This is a genomic window from Methylorubrum sp. POS3, from assembly GCF_043352485.1.
GTDB lineage: Bacteria > Pseudomonadota > Alphaproteobacteria > Rhizobiales > Beijerinckiaceae > Methylobacterium > Methylobacterium suomiense.
In genome coordinates, this window is record NZ_JAPRBT010000001.1 from 4,242,407 (window position 1) to 4,266,899 (window position 24,493).

General features: G+C 68.1%; 22 protein-coding genes and 1 other RNA gene. 11 read left to right on the forward strand and 12 right to left on the reverse strand.

Going from position 1 to position 24,493, the window contains the following annotated elements; all coding sequences use genetic code 11:
* Position 1: 1 nt before the first annotated feature.
* From OWC43_RS19610 to ssrA, 9 genes are all read right to left on the reverse strand, one after another.
* Positions 2 to 1,621 (reverse strand): methyl-accepting chemotaxis protein, encoded by a 1,620-nt coding sequence (locus tag OWC43_RS19610; RefSeq protein WP_393957943.1) that lies wholly within the window; start codon positions 1,619 to 1,621, stop codon positions 2 to 4.
* 320 nt (positions 1,622 to 1,941) lie between these two features.
* On the reverse strand, positions 1,942 to 2,466 hold the full coding sequence (locus OWC43_RS19615) for a chemotaxis protein CheW (RefSeq protein WP_393957944.1): 525 nt from the start codon (positions 2,464 to 2,466) through the stop codon (positions 1,942 to 1,944).
* Positions 2,463 to 3,983 (reverse strand): CheR family methyltransferase, encoded by a 1,521-nt coding sequence (locus OWC43_RS19620; protein WP_393957945.1) that lies wholly within the window; start codon positions 3,981 to 3,983, stop codon positions 2,463 to 2,465. Before OWC43_RS19620 ends, OWC43_RS19615 begins: the two co-directional genes overlap by 4 nt.
* Complete coding sequence (locus tag OWC43_RS19625; RefSeq protein ID WP_393957946.1) at positions 3,980 to 4,483, reverse strand: chemotaxis protein CheW; 504 nt, start codon at positions 4,481 to 4,483, stop codon at positions 3,980 to 3,982. The genes OWC43_RS19620 and OWC43_RS19625 overlap by 4 nt, the downstream gene beginning before the upstream one ends.
* Positions 4,484 to 4,658: 175 nt before the next feature.
* Positions 4,659 to 5,147 carry a MucR family transcriptional regulator gene (locus tag OWC43_RS19630; protein WP_393957947.1) on the reverse strand — a complete coding sequence of 163 codons (489 nt, stop codon included), beginning with the start codon at positions 5,145 to 5,147 and terminating at the stop codon, positions 4,659 to 4,661.
* 193 nt (positions 5,148 to 5,340) lie between these two features.
* Positions 5,341 to 8,460 (reverse strand): efflux RND transporter permease subunit, encoded by a 3,120-nt coding sequence (locus OWC43_RS19635; protein WP_393957949.1) that lies wholly within the window; start codon positions 8,458 to 8,460, stop codon positions 5,341 to 5,343.
* Positions 8,461 to 8,468: 8 nt separating this feature from the next.
* On the reverse strand, positions 8,469 to 9,485 hold the full coding sequence (locus OWC43_RS19640; protein WP_393958598.1) for an efflux RND transporter periplasmic adaptor subunit: 1,017 nt from the start codon (positions 9,483 to 9,485) through the stop codon (positions 8,469 to 8,471).
* Positions 9,486 to 9,715: 230 nt separating this feature from the next.
* Positions 9,716 to 10,348 carry an SspB family protein gene (locus OWC43_RS19645; RefSeq protein ID WP_393957950.1) on the reverse strand — a complete coding sequence of 211 codons (633 nt, stop codon included), beginning with the start codon at positions 10,346 to 10,348 and terminating at the stop codon, positions 9,716 to 9,718.
* Between the two features lie 57 nt (positions 10,349 to 10,405).
* Positions 10,406 to 10,791: a transfer-messenger RNA gene (gene ssrA, locus OWC43_RS19650) on the reverse strand.
* Positions 10,792 to 10,920: 129 nt separating this feature from the next.
* On the opposite strand from ssrA, the gene OWC43_RS19655 reads away from it, so the two are divergent.
* The 7 genes from OWC43_RS19655 to OWC43_RS19685 all read left to right on the forward strand — a co-directional run bounded on the left by OWC43_RS19655 (position 10,921) and on the right by OWC43_RS19685 (position 17,831).
* On the forward strand, positions 10,921 to 11,700 hold the full coding sequence (locus OWC43_RS19655) for a CPBP family intramembrane glutamic endopeptidase (protein ID WP_393957952.1): 780 nt from the start codon (positions 10,921 to 10,923) through the stop codon (positions 11,698 to 11,700).
* 51 nt (positions 11,701 to 11,751) lie between these two features.
* Positions 11,752 to 12,546: a thymidylate synthase gene (locus OWC43_RS19660; RefSeq protein ID WP_393957953.1), complete on the forward strand. Its 795-nt coding sequence runs from the start codon at positions 11,752 to 11,754 to the stop codon at positions 12,544 to 12,546.
* Positions 12,546 to 13,043 carry a dihydrofolate reductase gene (locus OWC43_RS19665; protein ID WP_393957955.1) on the forward strand — a complete coding sequence of 166 codons (498 nt, stop codon included), beginning with the start codon at positions 12,546 to 12,548 and terminating at the stop codon, positions 13,041 to 13,043. The genes OWC43_RS19660 and OWC43_RS19665 overlap by 1 nt, the downstream gene beginning before the upstream one ends.
* Positions 13,044 to 13,265: 222 nt before the next feature.
* The gene (hflK, locus tag OWC43_RS19670) at positions 13,266 to 14,414 is read left to right on the forward strand and encodes an FtsH protease activity modulator HflK (RefSeq protein WP_137828825.1); all 1,149 of its coding nucleotides are present in this window, start codon (positions 13,266 to 13,268) and stop codon (positions 14,412 to 14,414) included.
* Positions 14,411 to 15,367 carry a protease modulator HflC gene (hflC, locus tag OWC43_RS19675; RefSeq protein ID WP_137828826.1) on the forward strand — a complete coding sequence of 319 codons (957 nt, stop codon included), beginning with the start codon at positions 14,411 to 14,413 and terminating at the stop codon, positions 15,365 to 15,367. The genes hflK and hflC overlap by 4 nt, the downstream gene beginning before the upstream one ends.
* 118 nt (positions 15,368 to 15,485) lie before the next feature.
* Positions 15,486 to 17,042: a DegQ family serine endoprotease gene (locus OWC43_RS19680; RefSeq protein ID WP_393957957.1), complete on the forward strand. Its 1,557-nt coding sequence runs from the start codon at positions 15,486 to 15,488 to the stop codon at positions 17,040 to 17,042.
* Between the two features lie 24 nt (positions 17,043 to 17,066).
* The gene (locus OWC43_RS19685; protein WP_393957958.1) at positions 17,067 to 17,831 is read left to right on the forward strand and encodes a hypothetical protein; all 765 of its coding nucleotides are present in this window, start codon (positions 17,067 to 17,069) and stop codon (positions 17,829 to 17,831) included.
* A gap of 9 nt (positions 17,832 to 17,840) precedes the next feature.
* Here the strand turns inward: OWC43_RS19685 and serB are convergent, their stop codons facing one another.
* Positions 17,841 to 18,737, reverse strand: a complete 897-nt coding sequence (gene serB, locus OWC43_RS19690) for a phosphoserine phosphatase SerB (protein WP_393957959.1) — start codon at positions 18,735 to 18,737, stop codon at positions 17,841 to 17,843.
* Positions 18,738 to 18,781: 44 nt separating this feature from the next.
* Between serB and miaA the strand changes: the two genes are divergently transcribed.
* Positions 18,782 to 19,732, forward strand: coding sequence for a tRNA (adenosine(37)-N6)-dimethylallyltransferase MiaA (gene miaA, locus OWC43_RS19695; RefSeq protein WP_393958599.1), 951 nt, complete (start codon positions 18,782 to 18,784; stop codon positions 19,730 to 19,732).
* On the opposite strand, the gene OWC43_RS19700 is transcribed toward miaA, so the two are convergent.
* Positions 19,701 to 20,576 carry an NAD(P)-dependent oxidoreductase gene (locus tag OWC43_RS19700; RefSeq protein WP_393957960.1) on the reverse strand — a complete coding sequence of 292 codons (876 nt, stop codon included), beginning with the start codon at positions 20,574 to 20,576 and terminating at the stop codon, positions 19,701 to 19,703. The genes miaA and OWC43_RS19700 overlap by 32 nt on opposite strands.
* A gap of 287 nt (positions 20,577 to 20,863) precedes the next feature.
* Here OWC43_RS19700 and OWC43_RS19705 point away from each other — a divergent pair, with 287 nt between their 5' ends.
* Positions 20,864 to 22,066 carry a GSCFA domain-containing protein gene (locus OWC43_RS19705; protein WP_393957961.1) on the forward strand — a complete coding sequence of 401 codons (1,203 nt, stop codon included), beginning with the start codon at positions 20,864 to 20,866 and terminating at the stop codon, positions 22,064 to 22,066.
* Positions 21,967 to 22,887 (forward strand): WcbI family polysaccharide biosynthesis putative acetyltransferase, encoded by a 921-nt coding sequence (locus OWC43_RS19710; RefSeq protein ID WP_393957963.1) that lies wholly within the window; start codon positions 21,967 to 21,969, stop codon positions 22,885 to 22,887. The genes OWC43_RS19705 and OWC43_RS19710 overlap by 100 nt, the downstream gene beginning before the upstream one ends.
* Positions 22,888 to 22,891: 4 nt before the next feature.
* Here OWC43_RS19710 and moaA read toward each other — a convergent pair whose 3' ends face one another.
* Positions 22,892 to 23,878, reverse strand: coding sequence for a GTP 3',8-cyclase MoaA (gene moaA, locus OWC43_RS19715; protein ID WP_393958600.1), 987 nt, complete (start codon positions 23,876 to 23,878; stop codon positions 22,892 to 22,894).
* Positions 23,879 to 24,045: 167 nt separating this feature from the next.
* Here moaA and OWC43_RS19720 point away from each other — a divergent pair, with 167 nt between their 5' ends.
* On the forward strand, positions 24,046 to 24,474 hold the full coding sequence (locus tag OWC43_RS19720; protein ID WP_393957964.1) for a gamma-butyrobetaine hydroxylase-like domain-containing protein: 429 nt from the start codon (positions 24,046 to 24,048) through the stop codon (positions 24,472 to 24,474).
* Positions 24,475 to 24,493 lie beyond the last annotated feature (19 nt).

Consider the following 24,493-nt stretch of genomic DNA (forward strand, 5'->3'; position numbering starts at 1 on the left):
GTCAGAGCCGGTAGCGTTCGGCCAACGCCATCAGCCCCTGCGCCAGCTCGGTCAGGTTGGCCGAGGCGGTCTCGACCTCGCGGGTGCCGGCTGCCGTCTGCTGGCTCGCCTGCCGGATGTTCTGGAGCGCCCCCATCACCTGCTCGATGCCGAGCTGTTGCTGGTTGGTCGAGGCCACGATCTGCTGGAAGGTCTGAACGCCCTCCTCGACCCGGGCGGCCATCTCCTCGATCGTGCGGACGGTCGAGTCGGTGCGGGTCTTGCCGGCGGCGGCACGCTTGACCGCCTCCTCCGTCAGCATGACCGAGGCGTTGATGCCCCGCTGGATCTCGCCGAGGATGCCGCGCACCTGCACGGTCGCCTGCTTGGCCTGATCGGCCAGCAGCTTCATCTCCGAAGCGACGACGGCGAAGCTGCGGCCTTCATCCCCCGCGGCCGCCGCCTCGATGGCGGCGTTGAGCGCCAGCAGATGGGTGCGCTCGGAGATGTCGTTGACGGTGACGATGATCTCGCCGATCGCCTGCGTCTTCTCGCTGAGCGCGACGATGTTGCCGGCCACGGCCTCGCCCTGCTCGCGGATCGACTCCATCGCCTTGGCGGTGTCGGTGGCGGCGCGCAGGCCCGAGCGGGCGGTTTGCGCCGCAGCCTGCGCGGTGGCGATCACTTCGCTCGCCCGCTTCGAGATCTGGGCGCCCGAATGGGTGATCTCGTCGACCGTGGCGGCGGTCTCCTGCACGGCGGCGAATTGCTCCTCGACGCTGGCCGCCTGCTGCTGGGCCGAGGCGCGGATCTCCGCCGCGGCGGCGTTGAGGTCGTTGGTGGCGGAGCGGTTCGTCCGGGCTAGGTCCCCGAGGCCTGCCACCATCGTGTTGAGCGTCGTGGCCAGCCGCCCGACCTCGTTGAGGCCCGTCGCCTCGACACGGCCGGTCAGATCCCCGGAGCCGACCCGCTCGACGAAGGCCATCACGCTCGCGAGCGGGCGAACGATCAGGCGGCTGATGACGAAGGCCAACCCGGCGCAGATGAGGAGGGTGAGCAGCGTGGTGCCCCAAAGGGCGAAATTGGAATTGCGCTCGCCCTCGGCGACCCGCTCGTTCTGCTTGGCGCGGACGCGCTCTTCCGCCATCTCGATGGCGCCGAGCTTCTCGCGCAGGGTATCGAAGAGCTGTTTCCCCGACCCGTCGGCTTCGATCCGGACGGCTTCGGAGCGCGTCGCCGGATCCGCCGCGCGGCGGAGGGCGGCTTCCCCGACATCGGTCTGCCATGCCCGAGCCGCCACGACGGCATCGGCCAGCATGCGCGATTGGTCGGTGTCGCTGCCCATCGTCGCCCGGAGGCGATTGATCGTCTCGTCCAGTGCGAGCCGGCCGGTCTTGTAGGGCTCCAAGCTGCTTTCCCGCCCGGTGAGCAGGTAGCCGCGAATCCCGGTTTCCTGATCGAGCATGGCCGAGCGGAACGCGTCGAGGCCGCGGATGATACGATTGGATCGTCCGCGGGCCTCGGTCGCGTCGTGCAACTGAGCGAGCGTCACCTGCACGGCAACGCTGCTGAGAACCGACACGAGCGCGATCGCACCGATGGCGCCGCCCAGCGAGCGGTTGAGGCCGAATGTGTTCGCCATGCTCGACTTCTCTCAGATCCAGGAACCGTCGGGAACGGCGTCCCGGATGTCGATGGGGGCGGCGAAAGCCGCTTCGCGATGGTTGTGTCCGCGCTGCCCGACAGAGCGATTCCCGTTCGAGCGAGACGCAGCCGCGCCGGAGCGGGCCGGGCTCGACGCGATCTCGTGCCAGCCGCGAATGGATCGTCTCATCGCCGGAGCGGCGAACGCCGATCCGTGGAGGCTTGCCTCACCGGTCCCGGGAGAATGCGTGGTCCGATGCGTCGGTGACACGAGCGTTCGAAGACTCCGGCGAGAGGGATCCGGCCTCAGCCGGGCCATCAGGAAAGGAAGCGAGCCAGCAAGGCCGGCAGGTCGAGGATCGTGAAGCCGTCGCGGACGTCGTCGGTGCGGTCGGAGCCGGGCGGGACATAGCCCAGAAGCGGTCCGCCTCCCAGGGTGCTCGCGGGATCGGCCGGGCGGGCTTCGATGCGGGCAATCCCGACGACACGATCCACCGCGAGGGCCAGCGGCGGCTCCTGCGCCCGAAGCCGTACGAAATGCCCGCCCTCGCCTTCGGCGACGAGTCCGAGACAGGCAGCGAGATCGAGAACGCTGACGATCGTCCCGGCCATGGCGCAGATGCCGCGGAGGGTCGCCGGTGCGCCGGGCAGCGCCGTGATGGGACGTGGCGGCGTTACGCCCGCGACCGCACCGAGCGGCAGGCCGTAGCGTTCGGGTCCGCAGAGACAGACGAGATAGCCGTGCGTTTCGATGGGGCGGGCCGCTTCCGTCGAGCGGCCGGCCAGAGCCGCCGCGCGGGCGTCGAGCAGGGCGTCGCGGCTGGCATCGAGAGCGGCCTTCATTCCGATTCCCTGGCGGCTTCCCGGGCGGGCGGCCCACCGATGCCGGAGAGGATCCCCCGCGCATTCTCGGCCAACAGATGGGCGCTCACGCCGTCTCCCTCCGGCAGGATCGTGACGGGCGGTAGTCCTTGCGCGAGCCGGAGCGCGTTGTCGAGGGCACGGGCCGCCTCGTCCCGACGCCCGTGGCGGGCGAGCAGCAGGCCGAGCTGATAATGCGCCATCACGAAACCACGGTCGAGGAACAGGGCGCCCCGCAGAGCCCGCTCCGCCTCCACCTCGCGGCCGAGATCGAGCGCGAGCAGGCCCTCGTAATAGCGGAGAGCCGGTTCCGTGCCTCGCCCGCCGATCGCGTCCTGAAGGAGGCGCCAAGCCTGAGCGGTCTCTCCCGCATCGGCGAGCCTTCGGACCGTTTCGATCAACGCGGCGGGTTCCGCCGCTTCGATTGCAGCATCGACCGATAGGGGTTCGCGAGATGCCTCCGGCATGGGGGCGGGAGGCAAGTCTTGGGGCGGTTCCGGAAGAGGTGGGAGGGGAACGGCCTGCTCGACCGCTGCCGCTTCCAGTAGGGGCGGCATGAAGGGAGCCGGTGGATCGACCTCCAGAACCGTTCCCGCCGGGCGGTAGGCGACGGTGCCGGGCAAGGCCACCGGTTCCAGCCATTGCGCGAAGGCGGGGTTGGGCTCGGCGTGACCGATCAGCAGCCATCCACCGGGTTGAAGCCGCTGTCCGAGGGCACGCACGATCCGGTTCACATGATCGGCATTGAAATAGATCAGCACGTTGCGGCACAGGATCAGATCGTAGGTCGGTCCGATCGGGGATGCCGCCCCACCGGCAGGCTGCGCAGCGTCGATCAGCGAAAGCAGGTTCTGCCGCTCGAACCGGACCATGCGGCGGTAGACCGGACGCAGGGCATAGGATCCGTGCGGCCGGCCGGACCGTGCGGGAAGACGACGAAACCAGCGTAGGCGGTCGGCTTCGCCGAGTGTCCGCAGAGCCCAGGGGCCGAACTCGGCCTCGCGGGCGGTAGCGAGCGCCTCCACGCTCAGATCCGTGCCGAGAATCGTGACCGACCAGTCGGACAACGCCTCGCCGAGAAGGTCGCGGATCAGGATGGCCAAAGAATAGGGCTCGGCGCCGGTCGAGCAGCCGGCGCTCCAGATGCGCAGGGTGCGAACATTGCCGCGCGCCGCGATCAGTTCGGGCAGGATGCGACCGCGCAGAGCTTCGAATTGCTCGGCGTAGCGGAAGAAGAAGGTTTCACCGATGGTGATCTCGGCTTCCAACGCCGCCCATTCCTCGCGCCCGCCCGGTCCTTCGAGCCGCGCGAGATAGGCGGTGCAATCCGGGAGACCGCAGATCTTCAGCCGCCGCCGGACCCGGTCGTGGAGGAGATCGTCCTTGTCGATGTAGTAGTTGTGGCCCGTGCGGGCGATCACCTGCTCCTTCAGAGCGGGAAAGCCGGGATCGGCGCCCGCGAGCGGGGCGCGCTGCAAACGTTCGGGCGGGCGAGTCACGCGGGCCGAATGGTCTCGTTGAAGGCGAACCGTGCGAGGCGGTCGCGCGCCTCCGCGGCCAGGGCATCGAGTCGTACCCGCTCCTCCAGCGTCAGGATCCGCGGTAGCGACAGGCGATGAACGAGTTCGTTACCGCGGGTGAACTCGGCGACGACGCAGCCATTCAGGCTTCGCTCCGGCTCGACGGGTCGCAGGCTCTCATCCGCAATCTGCATCACATCGAGGGCGCGGTCGACCAGGAGGCCGAGCGACCCACCGCGGGCAAGGATCACGTGACGGTAGGGGTCGTCCGTCTCCGCGACGTCGCGCAAGCCGAACAGCAGGGCAAGATCGACGACCGGCACCGGTTCGCCACCGAGATTGAGAAACCCGGCCAGCGGGCCGCCCGAGGCGGGCGGCGCGTGCAGACGCGGCAACGGCAGGATTTCGCGGATCTCGGCCTGCGGCAGGGCACAGGGCGTGCCGGCCACGTCGACTATCAGATGGGCGGCGCCCGCCATGCCTCATCCCTCGCGAGCCTCCGCGGCATCCCGCATCCCAGGGACACCGGCCGCCCCACGGGACGGGCCGGTCATTGATCTAGAGCGACGACCGTAGCCGGGAAGCGGGCTGGGTCGGTCGAATGATGGCCCGCATCGGCATCGAGGCGGGCGCTCCTTCGGGCTTGAGCGGCGCTCAGGCGACCTTCTGGCGCGAACGGGTCGGCTTCGGCTCAGGCTCCGGCTCGACCTCGTCTTCGATCCGCCCACCGGGACGGCCCAGGCCGATCGACTTGGCGAGCGCCGAGCGCTGCGCGGCGTAGTTCGGAGCGACCATCGGGTAGTCGTTCGGCAGGCCGTAGCGCTGACGATAGGAATAGGGATCGAGACCGTGCGTGCCGAGATGGCGCTTCAGGGTCTTGTAGGGCTTGCCGTCGACGAAGCTGATGATGGCATCCGGGGTCACGGACTTGCGGACTTGGGCCGGCGTGGGCTTCTCGATGGCTTCTTCAGCGGGGGGCGCTGCCGTAGTGGCCGTTCCGAGGCCGGTCAAAGCTGCGTGAACGTTGATGATCAGGCCCGGAAGCTCGGATGCAGGCACTGAGTTATTCGACACGTAGGACGAAACGATATCACTCGCTAATTCTACGAAGTCGTTGAACGTTTTCTGGCTTTCTTCCGTCATCCTGCTTGTCCGCTCCTAAGGCCCCCGTGCGCGAAGATCATACGTGTTGCAGGAAGACGCAAGGGAGGTTTTTAAAAAACTACGTTTGCCTTGTGGGTATTGAGAGTGACGCACTCAAGTCGAGAGCTGTCTGGACAGCGTACTCGGTCAAGTGGAAGGCAACCGCTCCACTCCGAGCCGGACCGTTGAAGGCTTAGCCAGCAAGGGATGTGCGGCCGAACCGGCCGTAGCGCAGGGCGAGCGTCGGAAGGATCAGGAGGTTCAGAACGGTCGACGTCACGAGGCCGCCGAGGATCACCAGCGCCATCGGTCCCTCGATCTCGCGGCCCGGTTCGCCGGCGCCGAGCGCCAACGGCAGGAGGCCGAGGCCCGTCACCAGGGAGGTCATGAGGATCGGCACGAGGCGATCTGCCGCGCCGTCGATCGCGGTTGCGCGGCTCCAGGCGCGACCTTCGACGGCGGTGAGGTGCTCGTAATGCGAGACCATCATGATGGTGTTGCGCAGCGAGATGCCGAACAAGGTGACGAAGCCGACGATCGAGCCGAGAGACACGACGGCTCCGGTCGCCGCCACGGCGGCGACGCCGCCGACGAAGGCGAAGGGCAGGTTCACGAGAACGAGGATCAGATTGCGCACCGATCCGGTCACGACGGCGAGCAGCACCACGATGCCGAGGCCGGCGAGGGCCGAGTAGGCGATGAGATCGCGCCGCGCCTTGGTCTGCGCCTCTGCCGCGCCCGCAAAACTTACATAGACCCCGGGCGGCAACTTCACTTCGCGGGCAATCTTGCGCCGCGCCGCCTCGACGAAGGAGGCGACGTCCCGCTCGACGACGTTGGCCGTGACCGGCTGCACCCTCTGCGCGCCGATATGCTGGACGGCGTATCGGCCGGAGGTTTCGTAGATGTCGGCGACCTGGGACAGGCGGATGAAGCTGCCCCCGCGCACCCGGATCGGCAGGTCGCCGAGATTTGATAATCGGGTCCGCGCCGCGCGCTCCAAGATGACGGTGACGTTGAAGACGGCGTTGCCCTGGTAGGTCTGTCCGACCACGTCGCCCTGATAGGCGGTGCGTACGATCTCGAGGACCTCGACCGCGTCGAGGCCCCAATGGCGCAGATCGTTGGCGCGCAGCGATACGTTGATCTGCGGCAGACCCGCGGGCGAGACCACCTGCACGTCGGCCGCCCCCCGCACTTCGGCGAGTTCGCGGGCGACGTCGCGGGCGGCGGCCTCGATCGCGGCGAGATCGTTGCCGAACACGTTGACGGCCACCGGTGCGGTGAAGCCCGAGACCGTTTCCTCGATGCGCTCGGTCAGGAAGGTCTTGAGCGAGAAGCCCGCACCGGGCGTGCGAGCCATGACGGCACGGATGCCGGCCTCGGCCTCCTCCTGGCCTTCGCCATCGAGTCCCGCCGCGAGATCGATATGGATCTCGCTGTAATGGGTGCCGCCCACATCGTAGCCGGCCTCGGCCCGCCCGACTTGCTGCGCCACGGCGCGCACGCCGGGCACCTCCTTCAGCGCCTTCGTCAGGTGCTGCCCGAGCCGCAGCGACTGCTCGAGGGAGGTGCCGGGCGCCGCGGCCATGTGGAGGATCAGGTGCCCCTCCTTCAGATCGGGCAGGAACGCGCCGCCGAGGAAGGGCACGACCGCCCCCGCGGCGGCCACCGCCACGACCCCCACCGCCATCACCCGCTTCGGGGCGCGGTCGATGCGCGCGAGCAGCCGCATATAGGCGGCGCGCGAGGTCCGCATGGGCAGCGGATCGTGCGTGGGCAGTCGCTTGCGCCGGGCGAGCAGAAGGACGGCGAGGGCGGGGGTGAGCGTCAGCGCCACCGCGAGCGAGGCCAGAACGGCGAGGATGTAGGTGAGCGCGAGCGGCCCGAACAGCCGGCCCGCCACTCCGGTCAGCGCCAGGACCGGCAGGAAGACAAGCAGCACGGCGAGGGTCGCGTAGGCCACGGAGGTGCGCACCTCCATCACCGCGTCGAAGACGATGGCGGGTCCGGGCCGGGGCATGTCCGACCGCCGGTTCTCGCGCAGGCGCCGTACGACGTTCTCCACGCCGATGACCGCGTCGTCCACCACCTCGCCGATGGCGATGGCGAGCCCGCCCAGCGTCATCGCGTTGAGACTTTCGCCGATGGCCGCGAGGACGACCACCGCCGCGATCAGCGAGAGCGGGATGGCGACCGCGCTGATGAGGCTGGTGCGCCAGTCGAGCAGGAACAGGAACAGCACGACCACGACGAGAAGGCCGCCCAGCGCCAGCGCCTGGATCACGTGGCCGTTGGCGACCGCGACGAAATTCGCGGGGCGAAACAGGTCGGTGCGCAGCACGATGCCCTCGCGCTCCAGGCTCGGCCGCAATTCGGCGAGCGCCGCCTCGACCCGCGCGGTGGCCTCGACGGTGTTGGCGCCGATCTGCGCCCCGACGGAGAGCAGGACGCCGGGCACGCCGTCGATCTGCGCCGCGCTGATCGACGGCTCGGGGGCGTCGCGCACATCGGCCACATCGCCGAGGGTGACGCTGGCCCCGCCCTCGTTGACCAGCACCGTGCGGGCGACCTCCTCCGGCGTGAGCGATTGTCCTTCCGTCTGCAGGGCGATGCGCTGGTTGGTGGTGTCGACGAAGCCGGCGCCGCGCACGCCGGTCGCCTTGCGCGCCGCGACGAGCACGTCGTTGAGGCCGATCCCGAAACGGATGAGATCGCGCGGCCGGACCTGGATCTGGATCGAGCGGAGATCGCCTCCATAGACCAGCACTTCGGCGATACCGGGAACCGCGAGCAGCCGTAGCCGCAGCCGCCAATCCGCGACGGTGCGCAGGTCGAGGAGCGATCGCGTCGTCGATGTCAGACCGAGGACCAGAACCGTCCCGGTCGAGGAGGTCAGCGCCGTCATGGTCGGGGCCATGATGCCCTGCGGCAACCGGCTCGCGATGGTCGATAGGCGCTCATTGACGAGCTGGCGCGCCCGATAGATGTCGGTCCCGGTCGTGAAGGTGGCGGTGACGACGGAGAGCCCCTGGATCGAGGAGGAGCGCAGTGTCGCGATGCCGGGAAGGCCGTTGATCGCGCCTTCGACCGTCTGCGTGACGATCACTTCCACCTGCTCCGGGCTCAGGCCGGGTGCCTCGGTCTGGATCGAGACGGTGGGTGGGGCGAATTCCGGAAAGACGTCGTACTTCGCCTCGTTCAGGGCCATCGCACCGTAGACGAGCAGCGCCAGCGCGAGCGCCAGCACCACGCCGGGAAAGCGCACCGCGAAGGCGACGAGGGCGGCCTGCGGGCCGGTGGCCGGTGACACGGGCGGACTCAATCGTCGTCGTCCACGGCCGCGGGCGATTGGGCCCTCGCCTCCTCCGACAGCAGCGCCTGTGCCCCGCGGACGACGATCTCGGTCTCCTCGGCGATGTCGCCGACGACGTAGGCATCCGCCGACATCGCGGCGCCCGACGGGAGCGGATGGCGGGCGAACCCGCCCTCGCCGATCGCCCGATAGAACCACGCCCCGCCCTGCCAATGCACCACGGCGTCTTCCGGCACGAGGATGCCGTGTGCCGCCCGGTCCGCGGTGATGAAGGCGAGGGTGCTCATGCCCGGCAGCAGCCCGCTGTCACCCGATACGACGTAGAAGAGGCTGACCCCCTGGATGCGTTGATCGGTGCGGGTGGCGGGCGAGACGTAGCGCAGGGCCACGCGCTCGCTCTGCGGCGGGACTTCGGCAAAAGCCGTGTTGGGCTGGCCCTTCAGCACCTCGCCGGGGGGCAGCGTGACTTGGACGAGGAACTCGGTTCGCTCGATCAGGCGCGTCACCGCCGGGGCGCGCTCAATGATCGCCTTCCCGATCACCGGTCCCCATTCCTGCTGGGCCGTGGCCGCCAACGTTCGCAATTGCGATTGGGCCGCGGAGAGGCTCGCCTGATCGGTCTGGTAGGTGCCCTCGGCGGTTTCCAGTTGCACCTGGGTCGCGTAGGGGCCGAGATTGCGGGCACGCTGAAAAGCGCTCTTCGAGACTTCGGCCTTGGCCTGGGCAGTCTGAAGCGCGGCCTGCGCGCTGGCATAGGCATTCGTGAGTTCGGTGACCCGGGCAAGATCGAGGACGCTGCCATAGGCCTGGATCTCGATGCGGTGGTTGCCCGGGGCGACATCCAGTGTCTCGACGCCGATCCGCTCGCGCTCGCCGGGGGCGAGCTTCACGACGATGCGCCCACCTTCGATGGCCGTGCGCGACGCGGGCTTCGGCACGGCAGGGGCTTCATGGGCGGGCGATTCCGCCCTGAACGCTGTTCTCGCCGAGGGAAGGGCGAGGCTCGGGACGCGCTCCAGCAGCCGTGGCTCGACCGCCAATACGAGGCAGCCCACCGCCAGGAAGAGCGCAACGATGAGCCAGGACTGTGAGCTGCCTCGCCCCTTCACACGCGTGACCCCCGCCAGCGACTCGAGGCCGCCCGTGTGAATTACCGATTTATCCCGGTTCTGGATACCAAAATTGCCCGCCTAGTGAGGGCGCGACAGGGATTTTCCCAAGTGCGGTAAACGCCAAACGGCTGGGGCCTGGGTCAGTTCTTCTTGCGGAACGCGTCGAGGCTGACGACCTCGGCACTGGCTTCCTTGTCGCCCTTCTCGGCCGCCTCGGGCTTCGGAGCTTTGGCGCCGTCCTCGGTCTCCTTGCCCTCGCGCGTCGCCGGCAGTGCCGGAACGATCTTCGGGCCGGCGGCGATGGGGGTGAGGCCGGTCCCCTTGGGCTTCATCTCGGTGGGCTCGGACGCCGCACCGCGTGGACCGATCTTCGGCGTGGCCGGCTGTACCTCGGCGGTCTCTTCGCCCTCGGTGCCGTCGTTCAGGTCGAACTTGAGCCCGAACTGCACCGACGGGTCGAAGAAGCCGGACAGCGCGTCGAAGGGTATCAGGAGCCGCTCCGGCACGCCGGAGAAGGACAGGCCGACCTCGAAGCTGTGCTCGGTGACGCCGAGATCCCAGAACTGGTGCTGAAGAACGATCGTCATCTCCTGCGGGTACTTCTCCCGCAGACGCTGCGACATGCGCACACCCGGCGCCTCGGTCCGGAACGAGATGTAGAAATGATGCTCGCCCGAGAGGCCCTCGCGGGCCGCGTCGGTCAGCACCTTGCGCACGACGCCGCGCAGGGCATCCTGAACCAGGAGATCGTAACGGATCAGATCTTCGGCCATCGGCGCTCGCTTGTCCGGTCACGGCCGGAGGGCGGCAGCGCCGGGACGTGGAAATTGAGTGGAGGTTTCTGTTGCCAGGTACCTCCGAACCCCGCCTATGCGGTGCTACCCGCTAGGACTTTAGGTCGGTTTTTGGCACCGCTTACGCGGCGACAGCCACCGGAGCAAAGTTGTCGTTGGCAACTATTGCAAAGGCCCGATAACGGCGGAACCATGCCGAGCGAAAGTGCTCCCTTTACGCCCTCGTCGATCCTATTTCGCCCCCGCCGGAGCCCAGGAATTTGCCGCGTGATGACCATGCGGCCATCGGTCCTGGGTTCGGGTGGAGGCGCCGGGTACCGCCCCCGGGTCCGATAGGTTTATTGCGAAGAACGTTTATCGCCATAGCCGGCCTTGCGACCGGCAAGGGGAATATAGAGGGGCTGACGGCGGTTTTGAAGAGCGATCCGCGCTCAGATCCGCTCCGCGTTGCAAGCGTGGCCGATATGCCGCCCGATGGCATGCGCGCGTCCCTACCTTCCCCTACGGATTCGCCGCGGTTTTCCCCCTCCCCCGTCGCTCCGCTCCTGTGGATGGGGCGCATCCTCGCGCTCGTGGCGGTGCCGTTCGTCGTCCTCATCGCCGCGACGCTCCTCGCGATCGCCCTCGTCCGGTTCGTGGGCGATTGGCGTCTGGGTATCGACCCGTTCACCCCGACCCTTCAGCGTCCGCGCCTGCCGCTGGCCGAACTCGCCGCCCGTGGCGTCGTGACGGATGCCTTGCGGCAGGGGCTGATGGCACTCCTCGTGGTGGCGCTCGCCGCCTGGGCCTGCCGCAGCGCTGGGCCGGGGGCCGTGTGGGCGCGGCTGGGCTTCGCCGCCCCGGCCATACCCCGCGCCTCGACCCGGCGGCTCCTGTGGTTGTTGCCGCTCTGGCCCCTCATCCACATCGCCTGGGTCACGGCGACCGCCGCGGCGCTCCAGGTCAATTTCGCCCAGGGCGTGCGGATCTCGCCGTTCCTGTCGCCCTCCATGGTCGCCCTGTGGTTCGCCTTCGTGGTCCTGCTCGCGCCGATCGCGGAGGAACTGCTCCTGCGGGGCGAGGTCTATGCGCGGGCGAGCCGGTTCCTCGGGCCGGCCGCGACCATCGTGACGACGGCGCTGATTTTCTGCCTCGCCCATATCGGATTGGAGCCAGCCCCCAGGAACGCCAACGCGTTTCACGCCCTAGCCCGGCCCCTGACCCTGTTGCCGCTCGCCCTCACCCTCGGTTGGCTGCGCTGGCGTACGGGACGGCTGTGGCCCTGCATGCTGCTGCACGCGTGGAGCAACCTCGCGCTGGTCGTCTACCAGATCGGGCCCGGTTTACGCTGACTGCGACGATGACTCGACATCCGCTTCGCGGCCCGTCAGACCTGACCGGACATGCGCGCGTACCACGATCTCCTGACCCGCATCCTCACGGACGGCATCCGCAAGGAGGACCGCACCGGCACCGGAACGCTGTCGGTGTTCGGGCATCAGATGCGCTTCGATCTGGCCGAGGGGTTTCCCCTCGTGACCACGAAGCAGCTGCATCTGCGCTCGATCATCCATGAATTGCTGTGGTTCCTGAAGGGGGACACCAACGTCCGGTATCTGCGCGAGAACGGCGTCACGATCTGGGACGAGTGGGCCGACGCGCAGGGCGATCTCGGCCCCGTCTACGGGCGTCAGTGGCGGTCTTGGGAGAAGCCCGGCGGCGGGACGGTCGACCAGATCGCGTGGGTCCTCGACGAGATCGCCCGTAATCCGGATTCGCGCCGACTCGTGGTCTCGGCCTGGAATCCGGCCGATCTCGATCGGATGGCGCTCGCTCCGTGCCACTGCCTGTTCCAGTTCTACGTGGCGGATGGGCGCCTCTCCTGCCAGCTCTACCAGCGCTCGGCCGACGTCTTCCTTGGCGTACCGTTCAATATCGCGAGCTACGCTCTGCTGACCGCGATGATGGCGCAGGTGACGGGCCATCGACCCGGCGATTTCGTCCATACCTTCGGCGACGCCCATCTCTACGTGAACCATCTGGAGCAGGCCCGCCTCCAGCTCTCCCGTGAGCCGCGCCCCCTGCCCCGGCTGCGGCTCAACCCGGAGGTCCGTTCCCTGTTCGATTTCACCTTCGCGGACATCGCCATCGCGGATTACGCCCCCCACCCCGCCATCAAGGCACCGGTGGCGGTCTGATGGCCTCCCGCATCTCCCTCGTCGCGGCCGTTGCCCGCAACGGCGTCATCGGCCGCGACAACGACCTCGTCTGGCGCCTGTCGAGTGACCTGAAGCGCTTCAAGGCGTTGACCCTCGGCAAGCCGATCCTGATGGGCCGCAAAACCTGGGATTCCATCGGGCGGCCCCTGCCCGGACGGCGCAGCCTCGTGCTGACCCGTGACCGGAACCTCACCCTGGACGGCGCCGAGATCGTCCATAGCTGGGAAGAGGCGGTGGCCGCCGCCGGGTCCGACGAATTGATGGTGACGGGCGGTGCGGAAATCTACGCACTCGCCCTACCCCATGCGGACCGGTTGCATCTCACCGAGGTCGAGGCGAGCCCGGAGGGCGATGTGCATTTCCCCGCTTTCGACCGGTCTCTCTTCCACGAGACCCTGCGGGAACGGCATCCGGCGGGGGAGCGCGACGAGTTTCCCTACAGCTTCGTGGATTGGGAACGCGGGTCCAGCCGTTGATCGAACCGGGGCGCATTGGCCGCAGGGTTCCGATGGGGGCGAGGTCGGTCGGTGCGGTTGCCATTGACGGGCCGCGCGCCCACCTGCCAGCCTTGACAGGACCGTTCGTGGCCACTCAGGTGCGCGGCGTCCGGTTGGCGCCGCAAACGCGTTCTCGCGGCTTGAGAAATTTGTCGTATCCGCCCCGTGCGGGCGCGGCCTGAGCAGGAGTTCACGTCGAGAATGCCTTGGAGCAATCAGAGCGGCGGCGGTGGCGGTCCCTGGGGCCGTCCCGGCGGCGGCAACGGCGGCGGTCCCTGGGGTGGCGGGGGCGGCGGCAAGACGCCCCCCGATCTCGAGGATCTGCTCCGGCGCGGACAGGACCGACTGCGCGGCGTGATGCCGGGCGGCGGCTTCGGCGGCGGCAAGGGCATCCTGATCGCGGCGGGCCTCGTGCTCGGGGCGTGGCTGCTCACCGGCTTCTACATCGTGAAGCCCAACGAAGTCGGCATCAACACCATCTTCGGCCGCTATACCGGCTCGACGGGTGAGGGCCTGCGCTACAACTTCCCCTATCCGATCGGCACGGTGCAGAAGCCCAATGTCGGCGTCGTGAACTCGATTCCGATCGGTTACGTCACCGGTGGGAGCGCCACGCGCACCCGCGACGTGCCGGAGGAGAGCCTGATGCTCACCGGCGACGAGAACATCGTCGACCTCGATTTCGAGGTGCAGTGGCGCGTCAATCCGCTCAAGGCCGAAGACTACGTCTTCAATCTCGCCAACCCCGACGGCACCATCAAGGCCATCGCCGAGAGCGCCATGCGCGAGGTGATCGGTCGGCGCAACATCCAGCCGATCCTGACCAACGAGCAGTCCAGCATCGCCCAGGAGGTCAAGGAGATCCTTCAGGCGGCGCTCGACGAGTACGGCGCGGGCGTGCGCATCGAGGTGGTGCAGCTCACCAGCGTCAACCCGCCTCCGGAGGTGCGTCCGGCCTTCATCGACGTGAACGCCGCGCAGCAATACGCCCAGCAGGTGCGCAACGAGGCCGAAACCTACGCCAGCCGCGAGGTGCCTCAGGCCCGAGGCAAGGCGAGCCAAGTGGTCCAGGGCGCGGAAGCCTTCCGCACCCAGGCAACCGCCGACGCGACCGGTCAGGCCGCCCGGTTCAGCCAGGTCTACGAGTCGTACAAGGCCGCGCCCGCCGTGATCCGCGAGCGCATCTTCCTGGAGACCATGGAGAAGGTTCTCGGTTCCGTGAACAAGGTGATCATCGACCAGAGCGGCTCCGGTGTCTCGGGTGCCGGCGGAGCGGCCGGCGTGCTGCCGGTCCTGCCCCTGACCGACACCCTGCGGGCCCCTGCTGCGAGCGGAGCGACGAACCGATGAACAATCCCGCCCTCCGCACGGGCCTGATGGTGGTCGCGGCAGCGATCGCGGTCGGCCTCTACGCCTCGGTCTTCACCGTCGGGCAGATGCAGCAGGCGCTGGTGCTCCAGCTCGGCCGCGTGCGCGACGTCCTGAATCCGGTCGGCCAGAACAAGCCGGGCCTCTACTTCAAGGTGCCGTTCGCCGACAGCGTCGTGCTGTTCGACAAGCGCGTGCTCGATCTCGACCTGCCGGTCCAGCCGCTGCTCACGGCCGACCGGCAGAACCTGGAAGTGGACGCCTTCGCCCGCTACCGCATCGTCGATCCGCTGAAATTCTACCAGTCGGTCGGCACGGTGGCCCAGGCGAACCAGCGTCTGGCGAGCTTCACCAACTCGGCCCTGCGCAACGTGCTCGCCCGCTCCAGCCGTGATGCGCTGGTGCGCACCGACCGCGCGAAGTTGATGAACGAGATCCAGGACAGCGTGAACCGCGAGGCCAAGGGACTCGGCGTCGAGATCGTCGATCTGCGCATGACCCGCGTCGACCTTCCGGCGAAGAACAGTCAGGCGGTCTATGATCGCATGACTTCTGAGCGGAAGAAGGAGGCGACCGATATCCGCGCCAACGGCGATCAGGCGGCAACGCTGATCCGCGCCAAGGCGGATCGCGACGTCACCGTGATCCTGGCCGAAGCCAATCAGAAGGCCGAAGAACTGCGCGGCGCGGGCGAGGCGGACAAGAACCGCATCCTCGCCGAAGCCTTCGGTCGTGACGCCGACTTCTTCGCCTTCTACCGCTCGATGCAGGCCTACGAATCCGCGCTCAAGGGGCAGGATACGAAGCTCGTGGTCAGTCCGAACTCGGACTTCTTCCGCTACTTCTCCGATCCGCAGGGCCGCAAGCCCGAGGCGGCGAAGGGCGAAGCGGCGAAGGGCGAGGCCAGCCCCGGCACGACCGGTACGGTCCGCTAAGCCGCCTGAGCCTGCGGCATCCGCGGCCGGCACTCTTGATCGGGGTGCCGGCCGCCGAATTTATAGAGGGGCAGGCCCGAAACGGGCCGCGTTCATGAACGTGAGGAAACCGCCGATGATGCCCGCAGCGAGATTCGCCGCGAATGCCGAACAGGGCCGTCGGCCGTCGTCCGGCTCGACCATCGCCCGACGCGCCGCCTCGGCGCTCACTGCCGCGATGATCGGTGTTGCGGTGGCCGCAACGTCGCTGCCGCTTCCCGCCCTGGCGAAGGGCCCGGAATCGCTCGCCGACCTCGCCGAGAAGGTGACGGACGCCGTCGTCAACATCTCTGCTTCCACCACCGTGGAGGCCAAGAGCACCGGTCGCAGCCTGCCCCAGCTGCCTCAGGGAACCCCGTTCGAGGATCTCTTCGAGGAATTCTTCAAGCGTCGCGGACAGCAGGGCACCCCTCGCAGCGATGAGGACAGCCCGCGCTCGCCGTCGCGCAAATCGAACTCGCTCGGCTCCGGCTTCATCATCGATGCGTCCGGCATCGTGGTCACGAACAACCACGTCATCGGCGATGCCAATGACATCCAGGTCATTCTCAGCGACGGCGTGAAGCTCAAGGCCGAGATCATCGGCAAGGATTCCAAGATCGACCTTGCCCTGCTCCGCGTGAAGCCGACCGCCGAGCGTCCGTTGAAGGCCGTTCCGTTCGGCGATTCCGACAGGATGCGCCCGGGCGACTGGGTGATGGCGATCGGTAACCCGTTCGGCCTCGGCGGCTCGGTCTCCGCCGGCATCGTCTCGGCCCGCGGCCGCAATATCGAGTCCGGTCCTTACGACAACTACATTCAGACCGACGCGGCCATCAACAAGGGCAATTCCGGCGGACCCCTGTTCAACATGGACGGGGAGGTCATCGGCATCAACACCGCGATCCTGTCGCCCTCCGGCGGCTCGGTCGGCATCGGCTTTGCGGTCCCGTCGGGTACGGCGAGCCCGGTCATCGATCAGCTGCGCCAGTTCGGCGAAGTGCGCCGCGGCTGGCTCGGCGTGCGCATCCAGAACGTGGACGATGCCACGGCCGAGGCGCTCGGCCTCAAGGGCGGCGCCAAGGGCGCGCTGGTCGCGGGCATCGACGAGAAGGGCCCGGCCAAGACCGCCGGCCTGGAAGTCGGCGACGTCATCGTCAAGTTCAATGGCGTGCCCGTCAAGTCGTCCACCGAGCTGCCCCGCATCGTCGCCGCGACCCCGGTCGGCAAGACCGTCGATGTGCTGGTCGTGCGCAAGGGCGAGGAGCAGTCGAAGTCGGTCCTGCTCGGACGTCTCGAGGACGGCGAGAAGACCCAGGTCGCCAACGCGAAGCAGCCCGAGCCGGAAACCGTCAACCGGCAAATCCTCGGTTTGAACCTGTCCGGCCTCTCCGATGAGGCCCGCCGTCGCTACAACATCAAGGATACGGTGAAGAGCGGCGTCGTCGTCACCAAGGTCGATCCGAACTCCACCGCGGCCGACAAGCGCATCCAGCCCGGCGAGGTGATCGTCGAAGTTGGACAGGAGGCTGTGGCGGCCCCCGCCGACGTCACCAAGCGGGTCGAGGCCCTGAAGAAAGAGGGCCGCAAATCCGTGCTGTTGCTGGTCGCCAGCACGGGTGGCGATGTGCGCTTCGTCGCGATCGGGCTCGACTGACGCCTGCTTACCGGCCGCGTGACGGTGGGACTGCTTGCAGTCAAGCTGACCGTCACGCCGCTGCTGATGGCGCTGGTCACCTACGTGAACCGGCGCTTCGGCAGCTTCGCCGGCGGCGTCGCCGCTGGCCTGCCCCTGACCTCCGGGCCGATCTCGATCTATCTCGCCGCGGAGCAGGGGTTGTGCTTTGCCGGCGAGGCCGCTCACGGCTCGCTGGTCGGCGTCGGGGCGGTCCTTGCCTCCTATCTCGCCTATCTCCAGGCGAGCCGGCGCTGGTCGGTTCCGCTGTCCTGCTTGGCGGGCCTGTCCGGCTTCATCCTCTGGGCCTTCGCCGCCGGCCGTATCGGCGCGGAGACGGTTCTTGTCCTCCTCGATCTCGTCCTGACTGGGCTGATGCTGGTGCTCACCCGCGATGCACCTGCGGGGACGCGGGCTGCCCGCTTGCCGCCCTGGGATCTCCCGGCGCGGATCGCCGTCTCGACCGGACTCGTCGTGCTGGTGACGCTCGGCGCACCGCTGCTGGGGCCCGCCGTCAGCGGCCTCCTCGCTCCGGTGCCGGTGATCGCGTGGCCGCTGATCGTCTTCGTCCACGCTCAAAACGGACGTCCCGAGGCCGTGGCCACCATCCGCGGGACCGTCTCAGGGGCCGTGGGCCTCTGTGCCTTCAACCTCGCGGTGATCCGCCTCGCGCCGACGACCGGCATGGCGGTCACTTACACGGTCGCGCTCTCGACCTCGCTTGCGGTGTCTCTGGTTCTGGTCGGGCTCATCGCCCGGCGAAAGACCTGAGGCGTCCGGTCAACCGACGAATTCGGCGGCCGAGTATCCCTGGAGGTAGAGGAGCGCCGTCAGATCGCCGTGCTCGATCCGCACCCGCGCCGCCGCCGCGACCTTGGGCTTGGCGCGAAAGGCAATGCCGAGGCCCGCTTCGCCGAGCATCGGCAGGTCGTTGGCCCCATCCCCCACAGCCAGCGTGTCGGCCTCGGACAGGCCGAGCCGCTGGCGCCATTCGATCAGCGTCGCACGCTTGGCCTCCGCCCCGACGATGGGCTCGACCACCCGTCCGGTGAGATGGCCATCCGCCACGTCGAGCGTGTTGGCGCGCGTCTCTTCGAAGCCCAGCATCGCTCCGATCGGCCCGGTGAACAGGGTGAAGCCCCCCGAGACGAGACAGGTATGGGCTCCGTGCGCCCGCATCGTCGCGATGAGGGTTCGCCCGCCCGGCGTCAGGCGGATGCGGTCCCGGATCAGCCCGTCGATGACATCGACCGAGAGACCTTTGAGCAGTCCGACCCGCTCCCGCAACGCCGGCTCGAACGCGATCTCTCCGCGCATGGCCCGCTCGGTGATGGCGGCCACCTGCGGCTTGATGCCGACGAGGTCAGCGAGCTCGTCGATGCATTCCTGCTCGATCATGGTCGAATCCATGTCGGCCAGGAACAGGCGTCGACGCCGATGGGGGCCACCCTCCAGCACCGCCACGTCGATAGGCTCCCCTTGCAAGGCGTGGCGCAGCCGCTCCGTGAGGGCCGCCGCCTCGTCCGGCTCCGCCGGAACGAGCAGTTCCGCGGCGACCTCGCCGTGCAGGATTCGCGGTTGATGGTCGGTGGCGAGCACCCTGCGGGTCTCTGCGAGCACCGCATCGGTGATGGCGGGCCGGGACGGGTTTGCTATCAGCGTCGCGAAGAGTGTCATGAGAGTGCGTGGTGCGAAAGCTTGATGGAGGCGACGCCGTGCCTGTGGCGCAGGGACGCGAGGAAGGCCGCCTGCCCGCGGTTCTCATTGCAGGGCCGACGGCGTCGGGCAAGTCGGCCCTGGCCTTGGCGCTCGCCCGTGCCTTCGGTGGGACGGTGATCAACACCGACTCGATGCAGGTCTATGGCGACCTGCGCGTCCTGACGGCACGGCCGAACCTGGAGGAGGAATCGCTCGCTCCCCATCGCCTTTACGGCAGCGTCGACGGGGCCGTGAACTTTTCCGTGGGTCATTTTCAGCGCCAAGCCGCCGCGTTTCTCGCTGAGGCCGAGGCAACCGGCCGGCTCCCGATCTTCGTGGGGGGCACCGGCCTCTATTTCCTCTCGCTCGACGAAGGTCTGTCCGATCTGCCCGAGGTTCCGGCCGCCGTCCGCGAGGCCGTCCGGTTGGAGGCGGAGGATCGACCGACCGAGGCCTTGCACGCGCGGCTCGCCGAGCGCGATCCCGTCAGTGCCGCGCGCCTGCGCCCCACTGACCGGATGCGTGTGATGCGGGCCCTGGAGATCTTCGCCGCCACCGGCCGGCCGATCGGCGCGTTCCACGAGAGCCGCGAGCCCGGCCCGCTGGCCGGACGGGCAACCTTGAAGCTTTTTCTCGAGGTCGAACGTGACACGCTGCGTCGACGGATCGATGCGCGCTTCCTCGCGATGATGGACGACGGCGCCCTCGACGAGGTCGCAGCGCTGCGGGCGCGTCGGCTCGATCCCCTCTTGCCGGTGATGCGTGCTCACGGCGTGCCGGGGCTGATCGCCCATCTCGACGGGACGATCAGCCGCGACGAGGCGATCCGGCGGGGCCAGGGCGACACCCGCCGCTACGCCAAACGGCAGCACACGTGGTTCCGCCACCAGATGGGGGCGGACTGGCACTGGCTGCCGCCGGAGGCGGCGCGCGATCTCGCCGTCAGCCGCCTGAGCGCTCCAGCCGGGCGATGAGCGCGGAGGTGTCCCAGCGCTTGCCGCCCATGGCCTCGACCTCGGCGTAGAACTGATCGACCAGAGCGGTCACCGGCAGCCGGGCGCCGTTGCGGCGCGACTCGGCGAGAAGAATACCGAGATCCTTGCGCATCCACTCGACGGCGAAGCCGAAATCGAACTTGTCCGCATTCATGGTCTTGCCGCGATTCTCCATCTGCCAGGAGCCGGCCGCACCCTTGGAGATCACCTCCAGCACCGCCTCGACATCGAGCCCGGCGCGCTTGGCGAAGTGGATCGCCTCGGACAAGCCCTGCACCAAGCCGGCAATGGCGATCTGATTGACCATCTTGGTGAGCTGGCCCGACCCGATCGGCCCGAGCAATCGGCAGGAGCGGGCATAGGCGGCGATCACCGGCTCGGCTTCCTCATAGGCGGCGGTGTCGCCGCCGCACATCACGGTCAGCACGCCGTTCTCGGCCCCGGCTTGGCCGCCGGAGACCGGTGCATCGACGAAGCGCAGACCGGCGGCCTCCGCCGCGTCCGACAATTCGCGGGCGACTTCGGCGGAGGCGGTGGTGTGATCGACGAAGATCGCGCCCTTCTCCATGCCGGCGAAGGCGCCATCCTCTCCGAGCACGACCGATCGCAGATCGTCATCATTGCCGACGCAGGCGAAGACGACGGCGCAGCCCCGTGCCGCCTCACGGGGCGTCGCGGCGGCCCGGCCTCCGTTGGCCGCGACCCAGGCCTCGGCCTTGGATCCCGTCCGGTTGTAGACCGTGACCGTGTGGCCCTTCTTGGCGAGATGCCCCGCCATCGGCGAGCCCATCACGCCGAGCCCCAGGAATGCGACATTGGCCATGGGTATCGTCTCTTCAGCCTTTGATCGGATCGTAGGCCCGCTTTATCGCCGACGCGGTCGCATTCAAAATGCGAAGAGTGTCCAGGGCGCGCGATCCGCACCGTTCCGGTGTTGGAATCCGGGGGCACTGAACGCTGCTCGGTTGCTTGTTGCGCTGGCGATCTCAGCGAGCGACGCATGCTGAAAGCCGGAAGGTTGACACGGGAACTCGGCATCGGTTTCGGTCGGCGTCGCTTCACAGGGTGCCATTGCCGCCCCCTCCCCGCTCCATTACGGTCCGCCTGCCGATGCAGGACCGCGCGCCGCATAAGAACCCCTATTCGGGATTGCCCGACCATGCCTTCTGGGAGCGGTCGGTCGGCAGCGTTCCTCTCTTCGCCCTCGATCCGATGGTGGGACATGCGGTCCCGGACGCGTTCCGCCTGACACGACAGACACGGATCGGCACGGCCGGCAGTTGCTTTGCGCAGCATATCGCGGAGCGGCTCCAGGAAAGTGGCTACCGCTATCTCGTCACTGAGGACGCACCGGAAGGCACGACGCCCGAAGCGGCGCGGGCGCGCGGTTATCGGCTGTTCTCGGCGCGCTACGGCAACGTTTACACCGCCCGCCAGCTGCACCAATTGATCGAACGGGCCTATGGCCGCTTCGTCCCGCAGGACCGGGTCTGGACACGGCCGGACGGACGCTTCGCCGATCCGTTTCGCCCGCGCATCGAGCCGGACGGCTTCGCTTCCCCAGAGGCGGTCGAGATCGAACGGCAGGCGCATCTCGCGCAGGTGCGGTGCTTGTTCGAAACGCTCGACGTCTTCGTCTTCACTCTCGGCCTCACCGAGGGATGGCAGGCGGCCTCCGACGGGGCGGCGTTCCCGCTATGCCCAGGCGTCGCGGCCGGCCGCTACGATGCGGCCGCCTACCTGTTCGCCAACCAGCCGGTCGAGGAAGTGATCGCCGATCTCACCGCCTTCGCCGATGCGCTGAAGGCGGTGAATTCGCAGGCTCGCCTCATCCTCACCGTGTCGCCGGTGCCGCTGGTGGCGACCTACGCGCCGCGGCACGTGCTGCAATCGACCGTGCACAGCAAGGCAGTCCTGCGGGTCGCCGCGCAGCGCCTCGCCGATACCCGCTCGGATACGCTCTACTTCCCCTCCTACGAGATCGTCACCTCACCCGAGGGTGCGTTTCGCTATCTCGACAGCGATCTCAGATCCGTCAGCAAGGACGGTGTCGACCATGTCATGCGGGTCTTTTTCCGCCATCTCACCGAAGGCGGGGACGCCGATGCCCTCCCCGCCTCGTCCCGCAGCCTCCACGAAGCGCGGCGCGAATTCGCCGAGCAGGCTGCCATCATCTGCGATGAGGAGCTTCTGGCGGGCGGGAGCGCACAGCCGTGGCTAGGCGTATCCTCGTCGTCGGCCACAATTGTCAGGTCGCGGTCCTGGGCGGGTGCTTTCGGTTCCTTGCGCCGGATGCTGAGGTCGCCACGGTAGAACCGGCGAACGTCACTGAGTTCGAGTCGAGCCCCGAACGGGTTCTGACGATGGCGGCGGGCGCCGATCTCACCGTCAGCTTGCCCTTCGAGAAGGGGCAATTGGGTGCTCTGACGCCCGCCCGCCTGCGCGAGGCCGCGCGTGCCTATGTGCCGGTGCCGAGCATCATCTTCCCGGCCTTCCATCCGGATATCGTCTATATCAGCAACAAGGGCCGCAATTTCGGTTCGCCGATGGGTGATTACCACTCGGCACTGATCGTCTACGGTTTCGCCTGCGGCTACTCGGCGCGCGAGATCGTCTCGCTGTTCCGGGCCGAGGTGTTCGCCAAGATCGGCTATCTCGACGGCTGGTTCGGCGCGCGCGACTCGCTCCTGGCGATGAGCCGAGCGCATGGCTTCGAGCTCGGGCGCTTGTTCGCCGGCTGGATGCGCCGGGGCTGCTTCATGCACACGATCAACCATCCGAAGCTGTTCGTGATGGAGGATCTCGCCCGCGAAGCCCTGGCGCGGGCCGATATTCCGGCCCGCCCGGTTCGCTGCGAGGAGATTCTCACCGATCCGCTGAGCGGCATCGTCTGGCCGGTCTATCCGGAGATCGCGGCGCGATACGGGCTCACCGGTGGGACCACCTTCAAACCGCCGGCCGGCGGCTTCGATTTCCTCTTGGATGCCGTTCGCTGCTTCGATCTACAGGCGATGGTCGAGGGTTCGCTCGCGCATTATGCTCCGGCACCGAAAATCGCGCAGCATTGCGACCGGGTGCAGGGCTGGCTCGACAATGCGGAGGTGCGGGCGGTGCTGCAGCCGGTGACGGGCTGAAAGCTCAGCCCCCCGTCACGCTCATATGGCGCGGAACGGCTGCCGGGCGGGCGCGCTCGATGACGAAATCGTGCCCCTTCGGCTTGCGCGAGATCGCCTCGATCACGGCCCGGGTGACGAGGGTGTCGTCCGGCGAGGCGCGCAGGGCCGCACGCAGGTCGGCGGCATCCTCCTGTCCGAGGCACATGTAGAGCTTGCCGGTGCAGGTGAGGCGCACGCGGTTGCAGCTCTCGCAGAAATTATGGGTCAGCGGCGTGATGAAGCCGAGCCGCCCGCCGGTCTCCTCGACGCGGACATAGCGGGCCGGGCCACCGGTACGGTCCGGCAGCGGCGTCAGGGTGAAGCGCTCCTCCAACCGCGCGCGGGCGACTGAGAGCGGCAGGAACTGATCGGTCCGGTCGCCGTCGATCTCGCCGAGCGGCATCACCTCGATCAACGTCATGTCCATGGCGCGCTCATGCGCCCAGGTCAGCATCGGCGCGATCTCGTCCTCGTTGACCCCCTTCAGGGCCACGGCGTTGAGCTTCACCTTGATACCGGCGGCGCGCGCGGCCTCGATCCCGCCGAGCACGGTGGCGAGATCACCGCGCCGGGTGATCTCGCGAAACTTCGTCGGGTCGAGCGTATCGAGCGAGACGTTGATCCGTCGCACACCGAGATCGGCAAGCTCGGAGGCAAACCGCGCAAGCTGCGAGCCGTTCGTGGTGAGCGTCAGCTCTTCGAGAGCGCCGCTCTTGAGATGGCGCGACAGCCTTCGAAACAGCTGCATGATATCGCGCCGCACCAGGGGCTCTCCCCCGGTGATCCGCAGCTTGCGTACGCCGCGCTCGACGAAGACGCCGCAGAGCCGGTCGAGTTCTTCCAGCGTCAGCAGGTCGCGCTTGGGCAGGAACTGCATGTCCTCGGCCATGCAATAGGCACAGCGGAAGTCGCAGCGGTCGGTGACCGAAAGGCGCAGATAGGTGATCGCCCGCTGGAACGGGTCGATCAGGGGAGCCGGTCTCAGCAGCGTCGACGCCTCGTCATGGGCGGTCTCGGCGGCACGCGGCTTGTCGGCTGACAGATCCAACATCTTCGGCCATATGAGGGTTTACGCGCCCGCCCACAACCGCGCGGGGCGTGGATCAGATACGCGAGCCAATACGTGAGACTTGTCCCATGAGCGAGCGCTGGCCCACAGAAATTCGATTGACCGGGGACAAGCGCATCCTGCGGGTGGCGTTCGACGATGGCGGCCGGTTCGATCTCCCGGCCGAATACCTGCGCGTATCCAGCCCATCGGCCGAAGTACAAGGCCATTCGCCGGCAGAGCGCAAGGTGATCGGCGGAAAGCGCGACGTCGCCATTCTCTCGGTTGAGCCGATCGGCAACTATGCCGTCAAGCTGCATTTTGACGATATGCACGACACCGGGATTTACGGCTGGGGCTATCTTTACGATCTCGGTCGCGAATATCGGAATCGATGGGCGACCTACCTCAAGGAGTTGGATGAGCGCGGGTTGAACCGAGACCGGATTGCCACCGCACCGGCCAAGAGCGGCCAGAGCGGGGGCGGATGCGGCAGCGGAAGCTGTGGCTGCCACTGAACGGCGACCAGACGGGCGG

What these genes read in the sequence shown, in the direction of transcription:
- OWC43_RS19610 (WP_393957943.1), bottom strand. Translation starts at nt 1,621, where the DNA reads ATGGCGAACACATTCGGCCTCAACCGCTCGCTGGGCGGCGCCATCGGT.
- OWC43_RS19615 (WP_393957944.1), bottom strand. Translation starts at nt 2,466, where the DNA reads ATGAAGGCCGCTCTCGATGCCAGCCGCGACGCCCTGCTCGACGCCCGC.
- OWC43_RS19625 (WP_393957946.1), bottom strand. Translation starts at nt 4,483, where the DNA reads ATGGCGGGCGCCGCCCATCTGATAGTCGACGTGGCCGGCACGCCCTGT.
- OWC43_RS19630 (WP_393957947.1), bottom strand. Translation starts at nt 5,147, where the DNA reads ATGACGGAAGAAAGCCAGAAAACGTTCAACGACTTCGTAGAATTAGCG.
- OWC43_RS19645 (WP_393957950.1), bottom strand. Translation starts at nt 10,348, where the DNA reads ATGGCCGAAGATCTGATCCGTTACGATCTCCTGGTTCAGGATGCCCTG.
- OWC43_RS19655 (WP_393957952.1), top strand. Translation starts at nt 10,921, where the DNA reads ATGGGGCGCATCCTCGCGCTCGTGGCGGTGCCGTTCGTCGTCCTCATC.
- OWC43_RS19660 (WP_393957953.1), top strand. Translation starts at nt 11,752, where the DNA reads ATGCGCGCGTACCACGATCTCCTGACCCGCATCCTCACGGACGGCATC.
- OWC43_RS19665 (WP_393957955.1), top strand. Translation starts at nt 12,546, where the DNA reads ATGGCCTCCCGCATCTCCCTCGTCGCGGCCGTTGCCCGCAACGGCGTC.
- hflK (WP_137828825.1), top strand. Translation starts at nt 13,266, where the DNA reads ATGCCTTGGAGCAATCAGAGCGGCGGCGGTGGCGGTCCCTGGGGCCGT.
- hflC (WP_137828826.1), top strand. Translation starts at nt 14,411, where the DNA reads ATGAACAATCCCGCCCTCCGCACGGGCCTGATGGTGGTCGCGGCAGCG.
- OWC43_RS19680 (WP_393957957.1), top strand. Translation starts at nt 15,486, where the DNA reads ATGCCCGCAGCGAGATTCGCCGCGAATGCCGAACAGGGCCGTCGGCCG.
- serB (WP_393957959.1), bottom strand. Translation starts at nt 18,737, where the DNA reads ATGACACTCTTCGCGACGCTGATAGCAAACCCGTCCCGGCCCGCCATC.
- OWC43_RS19700 (WP_393957960.1), bottom strand. Translation starts at nt 20,576, where the DNA reads ATGGCCAATGTCGCATTCCTGGGGCTCGGCGTGATGGGCTCGCCGATG.
- OWC43_RS19705 (WP_393957961.1), top strand. Translation starts at nt 20,864, where the DNA reads ATGCAGGACCGCGCGCCGCATAAGAACCCCTATTCGGGATTGCCCGAC.
- OWC43_RS19720 (WP_393957964.1), top strand. Translation starts at nt 24,046, where the DNA reads ATGAGCGAGCGCTGGCCCACAGAAATTCGATTGACCGGGGACAAGCGC.